Source organism: Terracoccus luteus (genome assembly GCF_003635045.1).
In the GTDB taxonomy this organism is placed as follows: Bacteria; Actinomycetota; Actinomycetes; order Actinomycetales; family Dermatophilaceae; genus Terracoccus; species Terracoccus luteus.
On record NZ_RBXT01000001.1, the window covers coordinates 1,542,164 to 1,561,096 of the forward strand.

Consider the following 18,933-nt stretch of genomic DNA (forward strand, 5'->3'; position numbering starts at 1 on the left):
CCGACCCTGACCGGCCCACGTCAGCCGCCCGTCACGCCGTCGACCCGTTCGCGCACGAGGTCGGCGTGACCGTTGTGCCGGGCGTACTCGCCGATGAGGTGCAGGTGCACGAACCGCAGCGAGAACGGCCCGTGCGGGCCCTCGAAGGTCTCGTCGAGCCCCAGTCCCTCGACGGCGGCGTCGGCCAGCCTCCACTCCTCGAGGAGGGCCTCGTACTCCGCCTGCGCCCGGGTCGGGTCGAGCTCGTCGAAGTCGTCCTCGCGGCCGGTGCCGAAGCCGTGCAGCGGCTCCACGGCCTCACCCGCCACCCGGGTGCGCAGCCAGATGCGCTCGACCTTGCGCAGGTGCCGCAGCAGGCCGAGCAGGCTCAGCCCCGACGGCGGCACGCTGCGCGTCGCCAGCTGCTCGCCGGTCAGCCCGGCGCACTTGTGCAGCAACGTCTCCCGGTGCCACTGCAGCAGCTCGCGCAGCATCGTGCGTTCGTCGGCGACGAGGGAGCCGCTCGGGCGGGTGACGGTCGGGGCGGTCCACGGCATGACGCCATCCTGCCCCCGCCCGTCGAGAGGACGGACGGGGGCAGGATGCCGGTCGGCGGGGAGGGCGGGGAGGGCGGGTCAGGCGTGCACGATGAGCGCGCCGGCGCGGCGGGCCCACCCGACCCGGTAGAGGTCGAGCAGACCGGGGGCCCGCAGCTCGATGCTGGCCGCCCCGGGTGATGTCGACTCGAGCAGCGTCACCGCCTCGCAGCCCGCGCCGCCGTGCAGGTGCAGTGCGGTCATCAGGTGCGCCCCGCCGAGACGCCCCAGGTCGAGCAGCGAACCAGGGGTGAGCCTCGACACGTCGAGCGAGAGGTAGGGCTCGCCGGGCAGCACTTCCCAGAGCAGCAGCGTGGGGCCGGACGGGCGCAGTCCCGTGCCCGCCGGGGCCGCGACGACGTCGGCGCCGGGAGTGAGCGACCCGGCATCCGTCAGGGGGTTCACGAGAACTGCTCCGACTCGGTCGACCCCGCCATCGCGAGGGTGCCCGACCGCGGGTTGAGCGCGGTGGCCACCGCGTCGAAGTAGCCGGTGCCCACCTCCGCCTGGTGCTTGACCGCGGTGTATCCCGCTGCGGCGTCAGCGAACTCGGCCTCCTGCAGCTCGACGTAGGCGCTCATGCCCTCGGTGGCGTAGCCGCGGGCGAGGGTGAACATCGAGTGGTTGAGGGCGTGGAACCCGGCCAGGGTGATGAACTGGAAGCGGTAGCCGAGGTCACCCAGCTCGTCCTGGAAGCGGGCGATCTCCGTGTCGTCGAGGGCGGCCTTCCAGTTGAACGACGGCGAGCAGTTGTAGGCCAGCATCTTGCCCGGGAAGTCGCGGTGCAGCTCGGTCGCGAACTCGCGGGCCAGGCCCAGGTCGGGGGTTCCGGTCTCGACCCAGATGAGGTCGGCGTAGGGGGCGTAGGCCCGCGCCCGGGCGAGCACCGGCTCGATGCCGCTGCGCACCCGGTGGAAGCCCTCGGCCGTGCGCTCCCCGGTGAGGAACGGCTCGTCGACCGGGTCGACGTCACTCGTCAGCAGGTCGGCCGCGAGGGCGTCGGTGCGGGCGATGACGAGGGTCGGCACGTTCTCCACGTCGGCCGCGAGGCGGGCGGCATTGAGGGTGCGGACGTGCTGCGAGGTCGGGACGAGGACCTTACCGCCGAGGTGGCCGCACTTCTTCTCCGAGGCGAGCTGGTCCTCCCAGTGCACCCCTGCCGCACCCGCGGCGATCATCTGCTTCATCAGCTCGAACGCGTTGAGGGGGCCGCCGAACCCGGCCTCCGCGTCGGCGACGACCGGCGCGAGCCAGTCGATGCCGGCCCCGCCCGTGCTGCACTCGATCTGGTCGGCGCGCAGCAGCGCGTTGTTGATGCGGCGCACGACGTTCGGCACCGAGTTGGCCGGGTACAGGCTCTGGTCGGGGTAGGTCTGGCCGCTGAGGTTGGCGTCGGCCGCCACCTGCCAGCCGGAGAGGTAGACGGCCTGCAGGCCGGCCCGGACCATCTGGACGGCCTGGTTTCCGGTGAGGGCGCCGAGGGCGCGGGTGTACGGCTCGGTGCGCAGCTGGTTCCACAGGCGCGTCGCACCACGGCGCGCCAGCGTGTGCTCCTCGGTGACGCTGCCGCGCAGCCGCACGACGTCCTCCGCCGTGTACGTGCGCTCGATGCCCGACCACCGCTCGTCACCGGCCCACGAGCGGACCAGCTCGGCGGCGTCCGCGGGCCGCACCCCCACGGCGGCGGTCGTGCCGGCGATACCGCCGGGGGCGGACGGGCCTCGGCGCGGGGGCGTGGTGACGGGGCGGATGCCGGGGTGCAGCGTCGTGCTCATGGTTCACTCCTCGTGTGCTGGGTCGTGGACGACCTGGTGGCACCACTGTCCGGGAAGAAGTGCCGAAGTTCACGAGGCCCGGGCCGTCGAGGACCGTGGATTGAGCGCTAGCGTCACAACATGCAGAACTTGACGCCCGCAGCGGCGGCCGGCTCGAGCGCACGACCGGCCCGAGAGGCGACGGGCGCCGCACCCGGCCCGGACCCCACCCCCGTGGGCGACCGCCTCGTGGTCGGTCGTCAGCTGCGCCACCACCGTCGTCGGGCCGGGCGCACCCTCGCCGACGTCGCCGCGGCCGCGGGGATCTCACCCTCCGCCCTGTCGCTCATCGAGACGGGCAAGCGGGAGGCCCGCCTCGGCGTCCTCGTCGCCCTGGCCGGTTCCCTCGGGGTCGGCCTGACCGACCTGCTCACCGCGGCGGCCCCCACCCGGCGGGCGTCGCTCGAGATCGAGCTCGAACGTGCCCAGACCCTCGCCGCGGCCCAGGGTCGCCGCGTCCCGTCCGTCCGCCGGCTCGGGCGCCTGCCGCTCGACGCGCTCGAGGCGCTCGTCGGGCTGCACCGGTCGCTGGCCGAGGTCGACGCGGCCCGGTCGGCCACCCCCGAGGAGGCCCGGCGCGCCAACGCCGAGCTGCGTCGGCGCATGCGCGAGCAGGACAACTACTTCCCCGACATCGAGGCGGCCGCCGCCGGTCTGCTGCGGTCTACGGGGTACACGGCCGGCCCGGTCACCCGGGCCATGGTCGACACGATGGCCGCCCACCTCGGGTTCGCCCTCGTGCACACCGCCGACCTCCCGGAGTCGACCCGCACGGTCACCGACCTCCACGGGCGCCGGGTCTACCTCCCGCAGCCCGGCGTGGGGCAGAACGACTCGCGGTCGCTGGCCCTGCAGGCCCTCGGCCACATCGTGCTCGGGCACGAGCCCCCGGTCGACTACGCCGACTTCCTCGGCCAGCGCGTCGAGGTCAACTGCTTCGCCGCCGCGCTGCTCGTGCCGGAGCAGGCGGCCGTCGCCGCGCTGCACCGGGCCAAGGCGGCCAAGGACATCGCCATCGAGGACCTCCGCGACGCCTACGCCGTCAGCTACGAGATGGCCGCCCACCGCTTCACCAACCTCGCCACGCGCCACCTCGACCTCCCCGTGCACTTCATGCGCGTCTCGTCGTCGGGCATCGTGCTCAAGGCCTACGAGAACGACGGCGTCCGCTTCCCGTCCGACGCCACCGGGGCGGTCGAGGGCCGGCGGGTCTGCCGCTACTGGACCGCCCGCGCGGTCTTCGACCAGCCCGACCTCTCGTCGGCCTACCAGCAGTACACGGACACCGGCTCGGGCACGTACTGGTGCACGGCCGTCGTCGACCAGACCGCGTCGGGCACCTTCTCGGTGTCGGTCGGGGTCCCCTTCGCCTCCGTCAAGTGGATGCGGGGCCGTGAGACCCCGCACCGGTCGGCGTCGCGGTGCCCCGACCCCGACTGCTGCTCGCGCCCGCCCGCCGACCTCGTCGAGCGCTGGGGGAGTGCGGCGCGCCCGAGTGCTCGGGTGCAGTCACACCTGCTTGCCGCCATGCCGCTCGGCGTCTTCCCCGGCGTCGACGAGACCGATGTCATGCGCTTCCTCGAGTCCCACACGGCCCCCGCGGCCCCGGCAGCCCCCGCGGCCCCGGCAGCCCACGGGGCACCGACGGCGACGCCGTGACCGTCGCCACGCGGCATCCAACGGATGCCGGGTGGTGGCCGTGCGCTCCGGGGTCCGCCACGGGCGGCCGGCTCAGCCGGGCAGGAGGGTGCTGAAGTAGTCCCAGAACCGGGTCACGACCAGGGCGGCGACGACGAGGACCCAGCCGACGGCGATGGTGGGGGCGAAGTCGGCCACCTCGCGTGCGGCCCGGCCCCCGGGTAGCACGCCCCGGCGCACGTTGCCCGCCGTGACGGCGACGAAGAGGGTGATGGTGACGACCCAGACGACCATGCAGTACGGGCACAGGGCGTTGATGCGGTAGAGGCTCTGCACGACGAGCCAGTGCACGAAGACGATCCCGAACGTCACCCCCAGCTGCAGGCCCCACCAGAACCACCGCCGGAACCGGGCGCCCGCCAGCAGCGCCGCCCCGACGGTGAGCACGACCGCGAACCCGGCCACCCCCATGATCGGGTTGGGGAACCCGAACACCTCCGCCTGGGCGGTGTTCATGATCGAGCCGCAGCTGATGACGGCGTTGAGGCTGCAGCTCGGCACGTAGGTGGGGTCCTGCAGCAGGAGGATCTTCTCCACGAGCAGGGTGGCGGCGGCGAGCAGGCCGACCGCACCGGTGACGACGAGCAGCCACCCGAAGCCGGCGCCGGCGCCGATGCCCCCCGTCGCACGCCCTGCGATCTGCTCGTCGGGCTCGTCGGGCTCGTGCAGCTCGCCGGGTTCGCTGAGTCCGACGGGTCCGGTGAGCGCGTGCTCACGGTCGGCGGTCACCGAGCCGGCGGCGGCGCCGCTGGTGGTGCCGCTGGTGGTGCCGCTGGTGGTGGCGGGACGGGTCATGGTGGGGCTCTCCGGGTCGGCGGCGTTCAGCCGGGAAACGAGTCGTGCGGCCGGGCGGTTCCGGCCGTCAGGCGTGGGACGGGTTCTCGTGCGCCGCGTGGCCGGCCGACTCGAACTGGATGGTCGAGTGCTCGACGTTGAAGTCGGAGTCGATGCAGCCCTGCAGCTCGTCGAGCATGGCGCCGAGGTGTCCGTCGTGGAAGCAGCTGTCGTCGACGACGACGTGGGCGGTGAGCACGGGCAGGCCGGTCGCGACCTGGCTGGCGTGCAGGTCGTGGACGTCGTGCACGTGCGGCAGCCGCAGGATGCGCTCCCGCACCCGGTCGAGGTCGAGGCCCTTGGGCGTCGACTCGAGCAGGACGTCGACCGTCTCCCTCAGCAGCCGCAGCGTGCGCGGCACGATGAGCACCCCGATGACGAGCGAGGCGAGGGCGTCGGCCCGCAGCCAGCCGGTGAGGGCGATGACGGCCGCCGACACGAGCACCGCCACGGAGCCGAGGGCGTCGTTGACGACCTCGAGGAACGCGGCCCGCATGTTGAGGTTGGCCGAGCGCCCGCCCGCGAGCACGAGCAGCCCGACGACGTTGCCGAGCAGGCCGATCGCACCGAAGAGCACGATGACGCCAGGCGTGACCTCGGGCGGGTCGAACAGTCGTCGCACCCCCTCGACGAGGATGAAGACGCCCACCGCGAGCAGCACCGCGGCCTGTGCAGCGGCACCGAGTACCTCGGCGCGGTGGTAGCCCCACGTGCGGGATGCCGTGGCCGGTCGCTGCGCGAGGACGGCTGCCACGAGCGCGAGGCTGAGGCCCGCGACGTCGGTGAGCATGTGGCCGGCGTCGGCGAGCAGGGCGAGGCTGCCGGACACGAGCGCCCCGACCACCTCGACGACGAGGACGACCGCGGTGATGCCGAGCACGACGGCCAGGCGGCCGCGGTGGTCGGCGAGCCCGGTGGCATGGGAGTGGCCGTGCGAGTGGCCGTGCGGGTCGCTCACGGCTTCCCGCCCCCGGACCGTCCCTGTCGGGAGGTGGCCTCTCGACGGGTGGGCGTGAGGTCGGTGCTCGCGCAGCACCCGTCGTCACAGCACGCGGCCGGGTCGCCGGCGTCGACGCCCAGGGTCGGAGACCCTGTGGCGGTGGGTGCGTCGCAGCAGGCGTCGCCGCGCCAGGCGGCGAGACCTTCACGCAGGGCGACGGCGGCCACGACGAGACCGGCCAGCGGGTCCGCCCAGCCCCACCCGAGGACGGCGTTGAGGGCCAGACCGACGAGGACGACGGCTGACAGGTAGGTGCACAGCAGGGTCTGCGTGGAGTCGGCCACGACGCTGCCCGAGCCGAGCTCGCGCCCGGTGCGGCGTTGCGCCCACGACAGGAACGGCATGACGGCCAGCGACACGGCGGCGAGGGCGACACCGACACCCGACCCGGCGGCATCCTCTGCGCCGGTGAGCTGTCGTACCGACTCGACCGTCACGTAGGCGGCGAGGGCGAGGAACGAGACCCCGATGAGTCGCAGCGCCCGACGCTCACGGGTCTGCGGGAGGGGGTGGCGGAACTGCCAGAGGATGACGAGCCCGCTGCTCACCTCGACCACCGAGTCGAGCCCGAAGGCGACCAGGGCGACGGAGGAGGAGGCGGCCCCGGCCGAGATCGCCACGACGGCCTCGACGACGTTGTAGACGACGGCGGCGCCGGCGATGAGCTGGGCCCTGCGAGCCAGGACGCCGCGTCGGGTGGGAGCGGGTCGGACGTCGGGGGCGGCAGGGGCGGCGGGGCCGGCCGGGGCGGCACTCACGACGCGACCCCTTCGTCCATGGTCGTGGACCCGTAGCGCGGGCAGAGCACGACGGCGTCGCCGGTGAGACCGAGCAGACGTTCGGCCGCGGACAGCAGCTCGAGCGTCGCGGCGGGGTGGGCGAGGGCGAACACCGACGCCCGGCCCTGCGCCCGCACCGTGACGATGCCGCAGTCGAGCAGGCAGGCGAGGTGCTTGCTCACGGTCGACTGCGCGAGACCGAGGTGGGCGGTGAGGTCGACGACCCGGTGCTCGCCGATGACGAGGTGCTGCACGATGGCGAGGCGAGACCGGTCGCCGAAGCCGTGGAAGAGGCAGGCGGCCGCCTCACGGGCCGCCGCCTCGGCAGCCCCGGCCGGTTGCGTGGTCGGCTCGGGTTCGACGGGGACGTCGGTGCGGGCGACATCGTCCAGCGTCTGTGGCATCGTCACCCGGCGATGCTACCGCGCTGGTCAGGCGATGGCGCCGCGGGTGGCGATGGCGTGGTCGATGCGGTCGGCGGTGAGGACGTGTTGGGTGACCATGGTGGCGGCGCCGATGACGCCGGCTTGGCGGCCGGTGGTGGCGGGGACGATCTGCAGGTCGCTGGTGGCCAGGGGTAGGGAGCGGCCGTAGACGACTTCGCGGACGCCGGCGATGAGGGACTCTCCGGCGCCGGCGAGGGAGCCGCCGATGACGATGACGGAGGGGTTGAGCAGGGAGACGCAGGTGGCCAGGACCTCGCCGATGGTGCGTCCGGCTTGTCGGACGGCGTGGGCGGTGGGGATGGAGCCGGATCGGACGAGCTGGACGATGTCCTGGTTGCTGGTGGCGGTGATGCCGTGGGCGTGGAGGCTGGTGGTGATGGCGGGTCCGCCGGCGACGGCTTCGAGGCAGCCGGTGTTGCCGCAGCGGCACAGGACCTGGGCGTGGCCGGGGGCGGCGACGTGGCCGAGGTCGCCGGCGGCGCCGACGGCGCCGCGGTGGAGGCGGCCGCCGGAGATGATGCCGGCGCCGATGCCGGTGGCAACCTTGACGAAGAGCAGGTGTTGGACGTGGGGGTGGGCGGCGGCGTGTTCGCCCAGGGCCATGATGTTGACGTCGTTGTCGACGAGGACGGGCACGGGCCCGGTGGCCGACCCGGGTGAGCCGGGGGAGCCGTCGGAGGGGGAGCCGGTGTCGAGGTGGAGGGCGGTGGCGAGGTGGTGGGGGACGTCGTAGCGGTCCCAGCCGGGCATGATCGGGGGTTGCATGGGGCGGCCGGTGGAGTGTTCGACGGGGCCGGGCAGGCCGATGCCGATGCCGACGAGGTCGGTGCGGTCGCGGCCGGACTGGGTCAGGAGGCGTTCGGTGGTGGTGGCGAGCCAGTCCAGGACGGGGGCGGGTCCGTCGGTGATGGTGATGGGTTCGGCGATCTCGCAGAGGGGTCGGCCGAGGAGGTCGGTGAGAGCGACGTGGCCGTGGGTGGCGCCGATGTCGGCGCCGACGACGACCCGCGCCTGGGGGTTGAACGCGAACCGGGCCGACGGGCGCCCTCCGGTGGAGGCGGCCTCCCCGATCGGTTCCAGCAGACCGATGGACTGCAGGGCCTCCACGCGCTGGCCCACCGTCGACCGGGCCAGGCCGGTCAGCTGCACGACCTCGCTGCGGGTGCGCGGCCGACCGTCGAGGAACATCTGCATGAGGCCGCCCGGGCCCTGCGGTGAGAAGGACGCGGACGCGCCGCGCATCGGGGTTGGCACGCGCGTAGTAAAGCACGCGCACGCCGAGAGGCCGGGCCGTCGCCGGCCCGGCCTCCCAGGTGCTGCAGGGTGATTCGAGATGTTTCAGATGGTGCGCGGGACTATCGCCCCATCGACGACCCGAGCGTCAGTTCTGCGGGTCGAGCACGACCTGCGCGGTGGCCGTCTGGCCGTCCGCGTCGGTGTACTCGGCCACGAACACGGCGTTCAGGTTGTCGGCACCGGCGTGACCGGCATCCAGGAAGGTGCGGATCGAGCCCGTGCAACCGCTCGTCGTCGACAGCGGGTGACCGTGCTGGTCGTGACCGAGGATGTAGGTCACGGTGACGTTCGCGCAGTTGACCGGCTGGTCGTCCTCGATGGCGACCTCGTAGCTCACCGTGTCACCGAACGAGAAGTCCTGACCGTCGGTGGGGGAGACGAACGAGATCGTCGGGGCCACCGGGCCGACGTGGATGAGGTACTCCGCCGAGGCCGAGCGACCCGTCGAGTCGGTCACCTTGAGGGTGGCGCGGTAGTCGCCGTTCTCGCGGTAGGTGTAGGCCGGGTACTGCTTGCGCGAGTCGACCTTGCCGTCGGCGTCGAAGTCCCACGCGTAGGTGAGGGCGTCACCGTCGGGGTCGTACGTGCCGGCGCTCGTGAAGTTCACGGTGAGCGGGGCGCTGCCGACGGTCTCCTCGGCGTTGACCTTGACGATGGGCGTCTTGTTCTTCGGCGCGTAGTCGATGCGCGACAGCTGGGCCTCGGGGTTCTGCGAGAAGTAGCCGTCGCCGTACTCGAGCACGTAGAGCGAACCGTCGGGGCCGAACTCCATGTCCATCGGGTTGTCGATGATGAACGAGGGCAGCACGTCGTCGATCGCCGTGATCTGGTCCTTGTTGTTCAGCGTGAACGACTTGATGTAGTCACGCGACCACTCGTAGAAGAAGGGCTTGCCCTGGAGGCTGGCCGGCCACTTGGTCTTCGAGGTGTTGCGACGGTCGAAGTAGTACGCCGGTCCGGCCATGGGGGCGATGCCACCGCGACCGAGCTCGGGCCACTGCGCGTTCGGCGCACCCGCGTAGGCGAGCTCGGAGCGCTCGACGGTCGGCAGGAAGCGCAGACCGGTGTTGTTCGGCGAGTCGTTCACCGGCTGCTGGCAGTCGAAGGCCTCACCGGACTCGCCGGTGGCGAAGTCGTAGTCGATGTAGGGGATGTCGGGCTGCACGCAGTAGGGCCAGCCGTAGTTGGCGGGCTTGTCGATGGCCATCCAGCGACCGTGGCCGGCGGGGCCGCGGTCGGGGTTGGCCGTGCCGGCGTCGGGGGAGTAGTCGGCCATGTAGACGACGCCCGTGCGCTTGTCGACGTCGAAACGGAACGGGTTGCGCAGGCCCATCGCGTAGATCTCGGGCTTGGTCTTCGGGGTGCCCTTGGCGAAGAGGTTGCCCGGCGGGACGGAGTACGTGCCGTTGGCCTTGACCGAGATGCGGAGCAGCTTGCCGCGCAGGTCGTTGGTGTTGGCCGCGGTGCGCTGGGCGTCGTAGGCCGGGTTGCGGTCCGCGCGCTCGTCGATCGGGATGTAGCCGTCGGAGGCGAACGGGTTGGTGTCGTCACCGGTCGACAGGTACAGGTTGCCCTGGCCGTCGAAGTCGATCTTGCCGCCGACGTGGCAGCAGATGCCGCGGTCGGTGGGGACCTGCATGATCTGCTGCTCGGTGTTGAGGTCGAGCGTGTTGCCCTTCATCTTGAAGCGCGACAGCTGCATGTGGCCCTTGTAGCGCGCGAAGTCGGCCGCGGTGCCCGTCTCGGGGGCGTCGCCCTCGTTGACCGGGGTCTCCGGGTCGTCGGTCGGCGTGTCGAGCACGGGGGAGTAGTAGACGTACACCCAGCGGTTCGAGGCGAAGTTGGGGTCGACGGCGATGCCCTGGACGCCCTCCTCGTCGTGGAGGTAGACGGGGATGTTCGCCGCGAGCACGTTGCGACCCGTCTTCGGGTCGTGAACGCGGACCTCGCCGCCGCGGGCGGTGTGCAGCACGCGGTTGTCGGGCAGGACCGCCAGCGCGATGGGCTCGCCCGGGTAGTCGTTGAGGGTGACCTTCTGGAAGGCCGAGTCCGGCGGGACCTCGGCCACCGGCGCCGCCTGGGACGAGGTCCCGACGACCGTGACGGAGGTGGCCAGCAGCGCGGTGACAGCCGCGGCTGAGAGTGAGCGTCGCATCAGAAGCGAAGTCCCTTCAGGTAGTCGTAGCCGACGCGCGCGGTCTCGAGCGCCTGCTCTGGGGTGCGCGGCGGCGAACCGGCGTCGTCACGTTCGACGATGTACTCGACGAGGCCGGCCTCCTTCGCGCGCTGGAAGATCCGACCGAAGTCGATGAGGCCGGTGCCGGGGTCGGCGAACGGCGCGTTGGTGAAGCTGCTCGTGTCGATCTGGACGTCCTTGACGTGCACCTGACGGACCCGCCCGCGCAGGCGGTTGAACAGGTCGACCGGGTCGGCCGTCCCGCGCCAGGCCCAGTAGAGGTCGAGCTCGAAGTGCACGTAACGCGGGTCGGTCTGGCTCATGAGGACGTCGAACCCGGTGCGGGTGCCACCGTCCTGCTTGGTGAACTCGAGGTGGTGGTTGTGGTAGCCGAGGTGCAGCCCCGCCTTGCGCGCCATCTCGCCGGCCGTGTTGAGGTCGTGCGCCAGCTGCCGGTAGACCGCCGAGCTGCGCACCGGGCCATCGGCGCCGAGGCCGAAGAACGGGTGCACGATGTACTTGTTGCCGATGATCGCGGCGTCCTCGAGCGAGCGCTTCCACGTCTCCGCGTCGAACGGCTGCGGGATGCCGACGTGGCCCGACGTGGCCTGGAGACCGGCGTTGTCGAGAGCCTTCTTGAAGTCGGCGGCCGACAGACCGACGAAGCCCGCGTGCTCGACCTTGCCGTAGCCGATCTCGGACAGCTCGGTGAGCGTCTCCTCGAGCTCCTGACCGAGGATGTTGCGCAGCGTGTACAGCTGCACGCTGATGTTGTTGCGGGGGACCCGGCCAGAGCTGCCGGATGCCGTCGTGGCCGCGGCCGCTGCGGTGGTGCCCGCGAGCGTCGTGGTGCCGATCGCCGCCGCGCCGACGGCTGCGGCGCCGAGGAGCTTGCGGCGGTTGAAGGCTGACTCGTTCATGCGATGGTGCCCTCCATGTCGTTGACGTCCTTGTTCAGACGAACACGTGTCCTAGACGCTAGGGGGTTACGGGAGGGTTACGCCACCCTCCTGACCAAAGTTTGACCTTACGGATCAAAAGATGAACAGTAAGAATCGGATATAAGCGGCACAAGCGAATTCGTCACGTGGGGCTGGGCGAAGTCTGGGTACGGTGAAGGGTTTCTGACCGCTGGCTGGGTCCCTCGACCGAGTTCCTGGAGACGGACGACATGGCCCTGCGCGACGCCGACGCCGGACGGCGACGCGGGCCCCCGGGACGTGGACGGCATCCGAGGCGGGCCGACCTCGTCAGGCTGGTGTCAGCGGCTGTCGCGGCCGCGGTGCAGGATGGCGCGGATGACGCCCGTCTTGGCGTCGGAGTAGGCGTCCATGCTGGGCCAGTCACGTGACGCGAGAGCGCGTTTCGTCCGGGCGTACAGCTCGCGGTCGTCGTCGTCGCGGCGCAGGCGGTCACGCAGGACGAGGTAGTCCTCGATCGCAGGATCGCCCACCTCGAGGACGTGCACGTGCACGTCTCTGTGCGGCGTCCGGACCAGGCGGTGGCCGGGCTCGCGGACGCGCAGGGCGTAGCCGGCGGCCAGCAGGGGAGGGAGGTACGCCTGCTCGTCGGTGAGGTCGTCGACGACGACGAGGACGTCGATGATGGGCTTGGCTGCGAGACCCGGCACCGACGTCGACCCGATGTGCTCGACCTGGACAGCCACCGTGCCGAGGGCGCTGCAGATGCGGCGCTCATGGTCTGCGTACTGCTCGCCCCAGGACGGGTCGGCGTCGACCACGACGATCTCACGCTTCTCGGTCCCGCCGATGATCTCGGTGGCGGTCACGTCCGCTCGGCGGCGCGGGCGGCCGTCGCGTCGGGTCTGCTCGTGGTCGGCGTCATCGGGCACGGCGTCGACGGTATCCCCGAGTGGGCGAGGGTCGGCGAGGAGGTCGGTCTGCGACGGTCGAGGAAGTCGGTGACGTGTCGGACGAAGAGCCCGGGCTCGCGCTGGTGGACCAGGTGGCCCGCGTCGAGCGTGACGAGGCGGGCGTTGGCGACCGTCGTCACCAGCTCGTCGACGTGCTCGGCGGCCACGAAGCTCGACGGCCCGCCGGCGACGACCAGCGTCGGTGCAGCGATGGCGGCCAGCACGCCCGGCCACCCGGCATCCGGGTCGTCGATCTCGGGGCGTACCTGCTCGACGACGCGCCAGTCGAAGCGCAGCGGACCGGCCGGCCGGGTGGGAGCCGCCGGGGGCCGCGGGTGGGGGAGTCCGACGTCCTCGAGGACGAACCGTCGGACGCGACCGGGGCAGCCGGCTGCGACGAGGCAGCCCACGAGACCGCCGAGGGAGTGGCCCACGAGGTCGACGGGCGGACCTCCGAGCCGTTCCAGCAGCGTGCCCACGTCATCGGCCATGAGGCGCAGCGAGTACTCGCCGGGCCAGTCGCTGTCGCCGTGGCCCCGGAGGTCGACGGCGAGGACCTCGCGAGACTGGCCGAGGTGGCCGGCTACGACATCCCAGTCGTCAGCCGTGGCGCCGGTGCCGGCGAGGAGGACGACGCGTGGCGCAGGCGCCGCGGCATCCTTGCCTTCTGGCCGCCAGCCCCGGAGGGCGAGCGTGACGGGACCGACGTCGACCGAGTGGGCAGCCGGCGCGACCGGCCCCTTCGGTGACCACTGCATGTCGCGATCGACCTCCGTCGCGCGATGACGTCCGGCTTCGATGACGTTCGGGCCGGCACGATACTGGCAGGGTGAGCTCCTCATCTCCAGTCGCGGACGTCGCCCATGCGGGCCTCACCGTCCCCGATCTGGACGACGCCCTGGACATGTGGTGCAACGGCCTCGGTTTCTCGCTCGAACGGCTGTTCACCCTCGACGAGGCCGTTACGCGAGGCACCACCGGCGTCCGGGGGGCCACGATCCGCGCCGCGACGGTGACACTCGGCCCGCACCGCATCGAGCTGCTGCAGTACGACCCGCCGGCCCATGGACGGGAGCCCACCAGCCCTGCACAGGGCGGCGTGACCCACATCGCGCTGACCGTCCACGACCTCAACGCCGTGATCGGCATCTGCGGGCGACACGGCTGGCGGGTCGTCGGAGCGCCACATCTCATGGTTTCCGGACCGCGCGCCGGCACGCAGATCATCTATCTCGACGGCCCACGCGGAGGGCACCTCGAGCTCATCGCCCCTCCGACGTCGTGACGGACGACGCGCAGGCTCGTGGTGAGGTCGAGGCGTTGCCACGTCGCCACGTTGTCTCGGCCTCGGAGCACGTGCGCGCAGTCGGGGGAAGGGAGCAGATGGCTGAGTTGACATAATATCGGTTATCGGTACAGCGAATCTGTATGTTCTGCAGTTTGATTCGGCCAAGATTGTTGCGCCGACTCGAGTTTTCTTTGGCGGGGTTCTAAGCAGCCCTCCTCGTCCTCACCGATCCCGCCCAAGCCGCCGGGTACGGCTACGCCGGCCCGACAAATCTGGAACGTGGCCTGGGCCGCCACAGTCGACGACTTCGTCGAATGCGCCCGCGGCAGCGGAAGCTCCTGCGCCTGGGCCGCCGCAGCGGTGGTACTGCCGCCGTCCAAACTGTTGAAGGGAGCGAGGGCTGCAAAGAGCGTCGATGAGGTCGCTAGAGTTGGTGACACTGTCCTGTACCAGAAGTTGAGTTCAACTGGCGAGCATCTCAAGTACGGGATCACGAAGAACCCCGACACCCGATACACCTCGAAGGAACTTGATGGGGGCAGCCTTAACATTCTCGCGCGAGGATCGAAGCAAGAAATGCTCGCGCTTGAGCGTTCAGCTCACGAGACCCTGCCAATTGGTCCTCAAGAGGGTCAACTATTTTACATCCAGAAGCAGGTTGCCAATGGCCTCCGTCCGCCACCGTATGTCCAGTAGGCACTCGTGAAGTTCATCCTTATTTTGCAATGGCCTGGTATCTCCGAATCTGACTATGACGCGCTTATCGCCATGGAGGACCTTCTAGAAGGTGGCCTCCAAGACAATCACGGGTTCGTAGATGGCCACGATTTTGGCTCACGAGAAATGAATATCTTTATAAACACCGACCACCCGCTTGAAGCGTTCGACGATGCGAGGTCATCACTACGCAGCGAGCCGAAATGGGGGGACGTCCGGGTTGCCTACCGGCTCGCTGAAGGTGAGGACTATATAATGGTTTGGCCAGAGACTCTTCAAGAGTTCTCGGTGTCATAATTCTTGGATCCACGCATCCCTATTTGTGATTGTGTCCCCTTGTTCAGTGTTTGGCCTTTGTGTCGGCGGCGAGTGATGGGGGCGCCAAAACCCTATGACAAGATCCTGAGGTGACGCGCTGAAACCAACAGAGTTAGCCGTCTTGAACGCTGACGGGGCGCGGCGTCATCGACCTGCGAATACATCGCTTCTCATCCCTCCGGCGACTAGTTGCGCGGGTTGTGTGTTCCCCTCAAGAGCCACGTCTCGTAAGAAGGCCATCCGCCGCCTGTAAGCCGCACCGCACGAATCGTCTATCGTCGGCGAGCTGCGCGCTCCCCCGGACCCTCCAAAAGGGATCCCTTTAGGAGCACGACCGACACGCCCGTCAGAACTGCTCCAGAACCCGGGTCCAAAACCCTTCATCACAATGCCAACTCAGGCGGCTTCATGTCGCTGCTGTGGCGGTCGTCAGCTACACGTGCGTCTCCCTTGACGACCAGAACCCCGCCCTACAGCTCGACGCCCTCACCGCCGCCGGCGCGGACCGGGTCTACGTCGATCACGCCACCGGGTCCACGATGAGCCGCCCCCAGCTGCGCCTGGCCCTTGTGCAAGCCAGTGCCGACGACGTACTCACCGTGTGGCGCCTCGATCGGCTGGGTCGGTCCATGACCGATCTCATCGCTCACGTCAACGAGCTCGCCATGCGCGGGATCGAGTTCCGAAGCCTGACCGAGACGATTGACACCACCCCCGGCGGACGGCTCGTCTTCCACGTGGTTCGGGGGCCGTCGCTCAGTTCGAGCGCGAGGTCCTCATCGACTGGACCAAGGCCGGCCTCGCCGCGGCACAGGCCTGAGGCAAGCCCGTCGGCCGACCTCCGCTCGTGACACACGAACGAGCCAGCATCGCCCGAAAGCTGCGCGACGACGGGATGAGCCTACGGACGATCGCCGGACACCTGCGCGTCTCTCAAGCCACCGTCGCGCGGCTCCCGGTCCTCGTGTCGTGATCCCAACGCTGCGTCGCCCGGGCCGTTGCGTCGGGAGACGGGGGCGGGGTCTGTCGTCATGCTCGACTGCCGAGCGGAGGACGTGACGTCGGCCTCGGGGCTGCGTTGCTGGGCCGACGTCGTCTTTTGCTGCCTGTCCCGACTCGTGTCCGCCTGGCCGCTCCACTGCCCCGTCGCAAAGCAAGGCCCGTACAGAGCGCTGAGTCACGCGTGGTGGTGCTGACGCTGGGCGCCGAGCGAGCGACACCCCCTGACACGTCCCTGATGGACCGGCAATGGTCATGTCCGCGTCATCACGTGTCTCGTCCGGCCCTCTTGGCTTGCGGTGTGCCCACATCGTCACGCCCCCAGGAGTCGTCGCCATGAAAACGTTCAGGACCAGAACCGTCGGGGCCGCCGCCATCGGCCTGCTGACCATCGCGGCAGCGAGCACGTCGTCGCCGGCATCCGCTGCCGAGGACCGGACCGTCTCCCCCGTCGGCGTCGCGTCGATGGGCACCACCTCGTCGAGCCCCGACCCCGACAAGGCCATGCTGCTGAGGTGGTCGGTGCTGCCGACAGCTACCTATGTCCCCGGGAGCGAGCCGTCAGGAGCGTTCACGACGGGCAACGCAGCCATCCCCGCGCCCTACGCCGGGCAGCCGGTGCAGGGGTTCTCGGCCACGCACCGCCTCGCTGACGGCACGTCCCTCGTGATGAGCGACAACGGGTACGGCTCGAAGGCCAACAGCGGCGACTTCCTGCTCTCGGTCCACCGGATCCGCCCGAACGCGGTGCAGCTGCCGACCGCCGTCGGCGCAGCACCGGTGAAGGGCGACCGGACCGCCTACCTCGGGACCCCGATCCGGTTGTCGGACCCGTTCAACCGGATTTCTTGGCCCACATGGCGCGACGGTGCATGCGCGGCTGCCGCGGCGTCGAACCCGGCCGGCTACACCTGCCCCACTCCCGACCGTCTGTTGACGGGCTGGGACTTCGACATCGAGTCCATGCAGATCGCCAAGGACGGGACGATGTGGTTCGGGGAGGAGTTCGGGCCGTTCCTGCTCCACACCGACTCCTCGGGTCGCCTGCTGAGCGCCCCGATCCCCACGCCCGGCGTGAGGTCACCGTCCGACCCCACCCTGCCGCCAGGACAGCAGCCCACCCTGGCCAACTCCAAGGGCTTCGAGGGAATGGCCATCGAGCCCGACCTGCGCACCCTGCACCCGATGCTGGAAGGGGTCACCACCGAGGACGCCGCGAAGGGCCGCACCCGCGACCTGCGGGTCTACACCGTCAGGACGACGGGCACGCGGGCGAGCTTCGCCCCGGGCCATTCGTACTACCGCCTCGACGACCCCGCGAACGCCATCGGCGACTTCATCATGGTCAACGACCGCCAGGGCCTGGTGCTGGAGCGGGACAACGGCCAGGGCGCCAGCGCGGTGACCAAGCGCGTCTACCTCGTCGACCTGGACCGGACCAGCCGGGACGGCGTCATGCACAAGCAGCTGCTCGTCGACCTGATGAACCTGCCGAACCCTTTGGGACTCGGCGGCTTCGGCCCGACCTTCACCTTCCCGTTCGTCACCATCGAGGACCTCGAGATCATCGACGGTCGCACCATCGCGGTGATGAACGACAACAACTTCCCCGCCGTCGGCGGCCGTTCCGGCACCGAGCCGGACCAGAACGAGTACCTCGAGATCCGCCTGCCCCGACGCCTCGACGTGGCCCAGTCCCTGTTGCCCAGCCGCCGCGTGGGCGACCCGGTCACGCGGTTCGACGTGCAGGCCCACCGGGGAGGCCTCGGGCTGACGACCGAGGAGACACCGCAGGGCTTCTCGAAGGCCCTCGCCCTGGGCGTGTCGACCCTCGAGCTGGACACCCAGGTGACCCAGGACGGGGCGGTCGTCGTCACCCACGACCGTCAGGTGCAGGCCGTCAAGTGCCGCGACACCGCACCGGTCACTCCCGGTGACCGGGAGTACCCCTACGTCGGCAAGTTCATCACCGACCTCACCCTCGCCCAGGTGCAGACCCTCGACTGCGGCTACCAGCAGCTGCCCGGTCACCCCGCCCAGCAGGTCGTCACCGGTGTGAAGATGGCGCAGCTGCGCGACGTGTTCGCGGTCGTGCGGGCCCACCGCGCGTGGGGGGTGCGTCTCAACATCGAGACCAAGGTCGAGGCGGGTGCGCCGGAGCAGACCGCGCCCCGCGAGCTCTTCGTCAAGCGCGTCCGGGAGGAGATCGCCACCTCCGGGCTCGAGCGCCAGGTCACCGTCCAGTCGTTCGACTGGGGCGCCCTCCGGGTCATGCACGATCTCGCCCCGGCGATCCCGCTGGTCGCGCTGACCAACGACGACTTCCTGCAGGTGGGCCAGCCGGGGGCCTCGCCCTGGCTCGGCGGTCTCGACGCCGACGACTTCGGTGGAGACTTCGTCGCCGCGGCCGACGCCATCCCGGGTGTCTCGACCCTCTCCCCCGTCGCGGGCCTTCCGCAGTCCGGCAAGACCGGTGACGCCGGGTACCGGTTCTACACGGACGCCGACATGGTCGCCCGGGCCAATGCGAGCGGACTCAAGGTCGTCCCCTGGACGGTCGACGATCCCGCCACGATGGAGACGCTGATCGACGCCGGCGTCGACGGCCTCATCACCGACTACCCGGACGTCCTGCGCGCGGTGCTGGCCGACAAGGGGATGCGCCAGCCCAGGCCCTACGCGCTCCAGCGGTGATCGCGGGCGCGTCTTGGTCGTCCGGCGGCCCAGCCGTGAGGATGCCGGGACGCCGCCCCCGTGAGCCCCGGCCCTCGCCCACGAGCGCCGGGGCTCAACCCGTACCGGTCCGGCGGGTGGGTGACGCCCTAGGCGCGCCCGTCGCCGCGACGATCGCCCGGGGAGAGAGAGCCCCGAGCGAAATCGAAGACGACAGAGCGGTCGCGGAGGAATGTCAGTCCGAGGAAACCGGCGAGGTTCTCATGCCCGCTGCATTCCTTTCCGGCGTACCCGTAGAGGTCGAGGCTCGTGGCATCCCGGACCCTGTGCTGTGTGGAACCGATGGCGAGAGTGAGGGGGTGCACGACGGGCCTCACGGCGACACGTGTTCCCGTCGGCCCGCCCGCGTGCCCTCCCGCAGGTCCGAGGGTCAGGCCCAGACGGGTG

16 protein-coding genes and 1 pseudogene are annotated in these 18,933 nt (G+C 70.6%); 5 read left to right on the forward strand and 12 right to left on the reverse strand.

Features of this window, described 5'->3' with window-relative positions; translation table 11 throughout:
• Positions 1-20: 20 nt before the first annotated feature.
• The 3 genes from DFJ68_RS07115 to aceA all read right to left on the reverse strand — a co-directional run bounded on the left by DFJ68_RS07115 (position 21) and on the right by aceA (position 2,350).
• Positions 21-536 (reverse strand): mycothiol transferase, encoded by a 516-nt coding sequence (locus DFJ68_RS07115; RefSeq protein ID WP_121032147.1) that lies wholly within the window; start codon positions 534-536, stop codon positions 21-23.
• A gap of 78 nt (positions 537-614) precedes the next feature.
• The gene (locus tag DFJ68_RS07120) at positions 615-980 is read right to left on the reverse strand and encodes a hypothetical protein (RefSeq protein ID WP_121032148.1); all 366 of its coding nucleotides are present in this window, start codon (positions 978-980) and stop codon (positions 615-617) included.
• A complete protein-coding gene (gene aceA, locus DFJ68_RS07125; RefSeq protein WP_121032149.1) occupies positions 977-2,350 on the reverse strand; it encodes an isocitrate lyase in 1,374 nt (457 codons plus the stop codon). The genes DFJ68_RS07120 and aceA overlap by 4 nt, the downstream gene beginning before the upstream one ends.
• Before the next feature lie 120 nt (positions 2,351-2,470).
• Here aceA and DFJ68_RS07130 point away from each other — a divergent pair, with 120 nt between their 5' ends.
• The gene (locus tag DFJ68_RS07130; protein ID WP_121032150.1) at positions 2,471-4,048 is read left to right on the forward strand and encodes a helix-turn-helix domain-containing protein; all 1,578 of its coding nucleotides are present in this window, start codon (positions 2,471-2,473) and stop codon (positions 4,046-4,048) included.
• Between the two features lie 72 nt (positions 4,049-4,120).
• Here the strand turns inward: DFJ68_RS07130 and DFJ68_RS07135 are convergent, their stop codons facing one another.
• The 9 genes from DFJ68_RS07135 to DFJ68_RS07175 all read right to left on the reverse strand — a co-directional run bounded on the left by DFJ68_RS07135 (position 4,121) and on the right by DFJ68_RS07175 (position 13,249).
• Positions 4,121-4,882, reverse strand: a complete 762-nt coding sequence (locus tag DFJ68_RS07135; RefSeq protein ID WP_121032151.1) for a vitamin K epoxide reductase family protein — start codon at positions 4,880-4,882, stop codon at positions 4,121-4,123.
• A 67-nt stretch (positions 4,883-4,949) separates the two neighbouring features.
• Positions 4,950-5,879 (reverse strand): cation diffusion facilitator family transporter, encoded by a 930-nt coding sequence (locus DFJ68_RS07140; protein WP_121032152.1) that lies wholly within the window; start codon positions 5,877-5,879, stop codon positions 4,950-4,952.
• Positions 5,876-6,679, reverse strand: a complete 804-nt coding sequence (locus DFJ68_RS07145; protein ID WP_121032153.1) for a cation diffusion facilitator family transporter — start codon at positions 6,677-6,679, stop codon at positions 5,876-5,878. Before DFJ68_RS07145 ends, DFJ68_RS07140 begins: the two co-directional genes overlap by 4 nt.
• A complete protein-coding gene (locus DFJ68_RS07150; protein ID WP_121035178.1) occupies positions 6,676-7,104 on the reverse strand; it encodes an ArsR/SmtB family transcription factor in 429 nt (142 codons plus the stop codon). Before DFJ68_RS07150 ends, DFJ68_RS07145 begins: the two co-directional genes overlap by 4 nt.
• 27 nt (positions 7,105-7,131) lie before the next feature.
• The gene (locus tag DFJ68_RS07155) at positions 7,132-8,388 is read right to left on the reverse strand and encodes an ROK family protein (protein ID WP_121032154.1); all 1,257 of its coding nucleotides are present in this window, start codon (positions 8,386-8,388) and stop codon (positions 7,132-7,134) included.
• A 139-nt stretch (positions 8,389-8,527) separates the two neighbouring features.
• Positions 8,528-10,597 carry a PQQ-dependent sugar dehydrogenase gene (locus tag DFJ68_RS07160; protein WP_121032155.1) on the reverse strand — a complete coding sequence of 690 codons (2,070 nt, stop codon included), beginning with the start codon at positions 10,595-10,597 and terminating at the stop codon, positions 8,528-8,530.
• Complete coding sequence (locus DFJ68_RS07165; protein ID WP_170165714.1) at positions 10,597-11,538, reverse strand: sugar phosphate isomerase/epimerase family protein; 942 nt, start codon at positions 11,536-11,538, stop codon at positions 10,597-10,599. The genes DFJ68_RS07160 and DFJ68_RS07165 overlap by 1 nt, the downstream gene beginning before the upstream one ends.
• Positions 11,539-11,879: 341 nt before the next feature.
• On the reverse strand, positions 11,880-12,407 hold the full coding sequence (locus tag DFJ68_RS07170; protein WP_245963518.1) for a GrpB family protein: 528 nt from the start codon (positions 12,405-12,407) through the stop codon (positions 11,880-11,882).
• Positions 12,404-13,249: an alpha/beta fold hydrolase gene (locus DFJ68_RS07175; protein WP_121032157.1), complete on the reverse strand. Its 846-nt coding sequence runs from the start codon at positions 13,247-13,249 to the stop codon at positions 12,404-12,406. Before DFJ68_RS07175 ends, DFJ68_RS07170 begins: the two co-directional genes overlap by 4 nt.
• A 71-nt stretch (positions 13,250-13,320) precedes the next feature.
• Here DFJ68_RS07175 and DFJ68_RS07180 point away from each other — a divergent pair, with 71 nt between their 5' ends.
• The 4 genes and pseudogenes from DFJ68_RS07180 to DFJ68_RS18460 all read left to right on the forward strand — a co-directional run bounded on the left by DFJ68_RS07180 (position 13,321) and on the right by DFJ68_RS18460 (position 18,507).
• The gene (locus DFJ68_RS07180) at positions 13,321-13,776 is read left to right on the forward strand and encodes a VOC family protein (protein WP_147431527.1); all 456 of its coding nucleotides are present in this window, start codon (positions 13,321-13,323) and stop codon (positions 13,774-13,776) included.
• A gap of 1,457 nt (positions 13,777-15,233) precedes the next feature.
• Positions 15,234-15,665, forward strand: coding sequence for a recombinase family protein (locus tag DFJ68_RS19070; RefSeq protein ID WP_211333288.1), 432 nt, complete (start codon positions 15,234-15,236; stop codon positions 15,663-15,665).
• A pseudogene (locus DFJ68_RS19075) lies at positions 15,659-15,787 on the forward strand (helix-turn-helix domain-containing protein); the annotation flags it as partial. The gene DFJ68_RS19070 and the pseudogene DFJ68_RS19075, both read left to right, overlap by 7 nt.
• Positions 15,788-16,149: 362 nt before the next feature.
• Positions 16,150-18,507, forward strand: coding sequence for an esterase-like activity of phytase family protein (locus DFJ68_RS18460; RefSeq protein WP_211333290.1), 2,358 nt, complete (start codon positions 16,150-16,152; stop codon positions 18,505-18,507).
• The last annotated feature ends 426 nt before the right edge of the window (positions 18,508-18,933 follow it).